5 protein-coding genes are annotated in these 4,737 nt (G+C 39.5%); all 5 read right to left on the bottom strand.

The window, feature by feature from the left end; genetic code table 11:
* Positions 1–855 (bottom strand): major capsid protein (locus tag EZV61_RS19245; RefSeq protein WP_276320504.1); only part of this gene is annotated, 855 nt, incomplete at its 3' end.
* Between the two features lie 2 nt (positions 856–857).
* Positions 858–1,748 carry a rolling circle replication-associated protein gene (locus EZV61_RS19240; RefSeq protein WP_131417647.1) on the bottom strand — a complete coding sequence of 297 codons (891 nt, stop codon included), beginning with the start codon at positions 1,746–1,748 and terminating at the stop codon, positions 858–860.
* Positions 1,749–2,043: 295 nt separating this feature from the next.
* Entirely contained in the window at positions 2,044–3,057 is a 1,014-nt protein-coding gene (locus EZV61_RS19235; protein ID WP_131417645.1) for a hypothetical protein, read from the bottom strand.
* Between the two features lie 410 nt (positions 3,058–3,467).
* On the bottom strand, positions 3,468–3,845 hold the full coding sequence (locus EZV61_RS19230; RefSeq protein WP_131417643.1) for a hypothetical protein: 378 nt from the start codon (positions 3,843–3,845) through the stop codon (positions 3,468–3,470).
* A 5-nt stretch (positions 3,846–3,850) separates the two neighbouring features.
* On the bottom strand, positions 3,851–4,737 hold an 887-nt coding region (locus EZV61_RS19225), incomplete at its 5' end, for a major capsid protein (RefSeq protein ID WP_205695417.1).

Raw genomic sequence — 4,737 nt, 5'->3', positions numbered from 1 at the left:
ACCATAAGGAACACCACCACGAGTACCAATCTTAACTTTAACATCTCTATCTTCAAGACCAAGTACAAGATTAGTCTGTTCATCTGCCAATAAAGGATAAGAAGTAGAATAATCAGGTTGACCAGGATAGATAATACTGTCCAACTCAGAAACACCTATATTGGCAATAAGTTCCTCAGGATATTTAATAGGAGCAGTTCCTTGTAAAGGAAGAGAAACCTCTTCACCACGCTGAGCCCAAGGAAGAGCAGAAGTGAAATAATCTTTCTTCCATGATCTATTACGAAGAGACATGAGCTCCCGAACATCACGGATAACACCATCCATATCTTTACCTATATCTACCGGATCAGTAACATTCTGATCACGATAGTACTCATTATAAACGAGCTGATAAGCACGAAAAGGAAGTACATCAATATCTAACTCTCGACCGGGATAAACACCAGCACCACTATTAACTACCGGAAAACCGAGATAATCAGCAAGACTTCCGGAAGAAAAAACGCCGCCAAGTTGATTGGTATTAGCGTTAATCTTCAAACGAGGATAAGAGGGTGCAGAAGTACCATCTTCACCTCCGGTAATGAAATCCTTCCAATGACTCCATAAAAGACGAGAAGGAATATAGAAAAAATGAGTATAAACATTTATCTTGTGCATGATCGGAGCCTTCATGGGGGCGAACCTACACAAAATTTCTGTATTCAATTTGAATACATCACCGGGAAGAGTAGGAACACACATGATAGGTGTGATAACTCCAAACTTCATTGTCTGTTTCACATCATGAGACAGATTGAAGCGATTACTCTTGGGCGGACGTATTCGAATAGAATTCCATAAATTGCCCATAATTAAATCTGATTTTTTAACTTACACTTCGATCGAACCTTTGCGACAAAATCATCACGAAAATCCAGAACATTCTTTAGAGGAGAACCGTCATAAGCGGTTTTAAGAGTAGCTTCATTAACATCATAATGATGCTTTATAAGCCATCTTCTGTGAGATTTAATGAGTTTCTTTCGCTCTCTATCTGCGTATTTAGCATTTTCAAGAACAATTTCATCTCTAGATTCTTCAGAAAAAATCTTATCGCTATAATAGCGGGGCATCTTGACCTTAATAACTTTGCCATCTTGAGGGAGATAACACCAATCATCCATTGAATCACGATGATAGGATAAGATAACATCCTTATCAAGATATCCGGAACCAATGCCAGGACGCCGAGAACATAACATAAAATTCTTAACGTAACCTTTCGGTAACGTACTACTATCCAAACAGTAGGAAGTAACGTAATTGATACGAGCAGGATTAACGGGATCAACTCGAATGAATCCATTACGCCAAGCAGTTCTGATATTTTCATCTAGCTTATTATCTAACAAATGTGGATAATTAAACAACAACATATGATAGTGAGGCCTTAAGGTTTTAGGTCCGTATTCGGATACAACGAAATAACGAATCTTAAAGGGCTCTAAGGACTTTCTGAAACGCTTCAAAAAATCCTGAACATCTTTCTTGCATACACAAGGAAAACCATCAGGCGTGTAATTTATCTTATCATCATCATAAGTCAGAGTGATAAAATAACAAGATTCGGAATCTGCAACCTCATTTGTAAGACGCAAACTCCATTGGGATCTCCTGCGACTCATACAAGCCTCACACTTTCCACATGGAACAGTAACATGAGTAGCGAATCGCCATTCCAATGGCATATATGTCTTTGCCATTCGTTTCTCTCGAGATTCATCATTCAACTCGATAGTCAGAGGATTCAAACACATCATAGCCTGATTCCTCCTCGAGATATCCGGATCGACCGGATTCGCCTTGATCGACGCCTGCGCCGACGAAAGCCTTTTCTTCTTCTTCTCATAATAAATTAATTTTATAGTTTCGGAACATAATCGGGATTATGTTAATCACTTATTTCTGTTCCTTGTGAATCTTTTTACTATCCAAATAATCAATATTAATGGAATTAAATATAAAAATATAAACATTAAAAATACTGACCAACCCATATCAAAAACTTAAAGGAATAATCCTATCCAATAAACTACCTAAAGCATCAATACCTCTCTCAATAGTACCAAAAGGACCACCAGAACGAAGGTTAACTTTATTATCACGCAAAATACGATCAATATCTGAATTAATCTCCTCGCGAATAGCTTTCTTACGGGAAAGGGTAGCATTATTATAAGTCTGCATACGATTAGCTATAAGCAAACTGATCTCATAAGGAACTTTTGAAGCAGCAGCATTCTTAAGACCAGCAGCAGCAAATGTATCCACAATCTGAGCCTGAATCAACTGTTGCTGAGTATGCCTCATAGCATAAGCAGCATAAGAATTCAACAAATCACTTTCAGCACGCTTTTCACCAAACTTCTGATAAACCTGATTCTGCATAGTACGACTCATTGTATCTTGAGTAAGATTGCGCATTTTCTCACCTGAAAGATCTAATTCAGCCTTACGTTGAAGAATATCCAACTCAAACTGTTGTGACCAATAATCACGCTCAACCTTAGACTTGGCAAGACTCATCATCTTAAGATCATTCTCTGTCTTGAGATTAAGTCCCTGCTGACGCATATTATTCTGATACTCGTTAAGATTAGAAGTCTCTTGGTTAGTCTTACGAATCTGAGCAATCTTCATAAGATTATCAAAAACAGATCCGATAGAATTTGCCATACCACTGACATAAGGCGCATAATTTGTAAAACTTCCGATATTAGGAACCTTAGTTGGAGCAGGAGAACCAGCAGTATTAGCAACGGTACCGTTACCATAAACCATATGAGGATTAATGCCAGCATCTTTAAGTCTTTGCATCTGAGAAGACGGAAGATTGTATTCATTCTGCTTATTCCACAGATCCAAATTACGGTCATTCTGATACTTGGCAAGATAGATGTTTGTAAGATTCTGCTCACGAACAGCCTCCTTTGACTCCTTAGCAGCCAAATAATTACCAACACCAGGTATCAATGCAGATCCAACTGTAGCTCCAAAACCTAACCAGTCCATAAATTATTGTAAATCTTAACGGTGTCACTTAGCACTAATATATCAAGTAATAGGAGTGCTAAGTCTGACACGAAATTAGTAAAATAATTTCATTTACCAAAATTAGAGAATCGGATAAAACCGATTTTAACATTTATTAATACATCGGCGCGTCACATCCCGGCCTACTTGTTTTGCGTTCCGCAAAACTCGTGGCCGGGCCGCTTTCTTTACTTGAGTCAAAATTCTGATACAAAAAAAAGAGAGAAGGTATTTTTTTTAACTTATAAGGTCCCTTTCTTTTAGAAAGGGGTCACACCGGCCTAAAGGCCTATAACATTACACTACGTTCCATGTAAATACCAACAAGCAGGAAAAGCCCGCGCAATCACTGCGCAGGCTAACCAAATTACTTATGAAAACTTGAACTACTACTGTTCAGATCCGGCATCGCCGGTTACTTCTCCGGGGTCTTCATGCTCTGAAAGACCTGATTCAGCGCCGCCACTATCATTGCGATCACGCTGAAGACTTCTACGAATTTCTTCATAACTGTCTCGTTTTATACGTTGAACATCTACCATATCATCGACATCATCAAACGTATCATCATCGATATCGTCATCAGTGTCAACTGATGGCCTTACTAAACTCTCGAGATCGATCGTACCTCGAGTGGCACGAGCGATAATTTCCTTTACTGAAAGAGACATAGATGGAACTGTAATAAGTTCATCATCCAAATGCTCTATACTTGGATCTTCATCAGGAGGCAAGCCGATAGACTGCCAAAACGAAAGAAATCTCATAACACTCAGAATAGGGGAGAACCATATTTAGGCATAAGGCGAAGAGCCTTAAAATTATGATGAATATTAACCCAAATCTTATCAATACCAGAGTCTGTAACTGCGAAAGGACGATCAGCAGCACTCATATTGGTAAGAAAAGAATCATTGAGACGAGGAGGACCTGAGAAGATGCGACCCATATGCCAAAAATTGAGAGTATCACGGAAATCTCCATGAACACTATTGGGAATATACTTATACTCTGAATAGCGGGGAGCATAACCGAATGTCTCATTGGCATTGGAACCTTTTCCATCTGTAGACATATCCACATATAACTCACTCTGAAGGATCTCCTGCTCTCCAAGATGAGCAAACTGAGGCCAATAGTAATCCAAACGATCAAACTTCTGAAACACCCTGGGTAATCCTTGCTGATATGAGGGATCAGGCATAACGGTCATAAGACCAAGAATGTAGCCATGTTCCTCACAACGATACTTAAAAGAATGAGTATTCTGAACGCCAACGGCATGTCCGGAAGGAGTAGCCAACGGAGAAGACTCTGTAGTCTGTGAAGTCTGTAAAACATCATTGATCATAACGGCAGACTTACCGCCGCCAAGGAACTCGGGACGCTGAAGACGGGCATCCGAAGATCTGACACCAAAATAGGAATAGATCTGTTCGATATAACGGGATCCTCCTCGAGCGGAAAGCTCTAAAAACTCCTGAGCCTTGATTGCTCGACGTAACTCGTTAATGGTAGAAGCAGAAGCCTTAGAAAGATCAGCAACACCAGCTAAAGACTCAAGATCGCTACCACGAACATAACCATAAGGAACACCACCACGAGTACCAATCTTAACTTTAACATCTCTATCTTCAAGACCAAGTACAAGATTAGTCT

Origin of the sequence: Corallincola luteus (genome assembly GCF_004336975.1) — a bacterium.
Taxonomy (GTDB): domain Bacteria; phylum Pseudomonadota; class Gammaproteobacteria; order Enterobacterales; family Neiellaceae; genus Corallincola; species Corallincola holothuriorum.
This window is presented reverse-complemented; position numbering and strand designations above follow the sequence as displayed.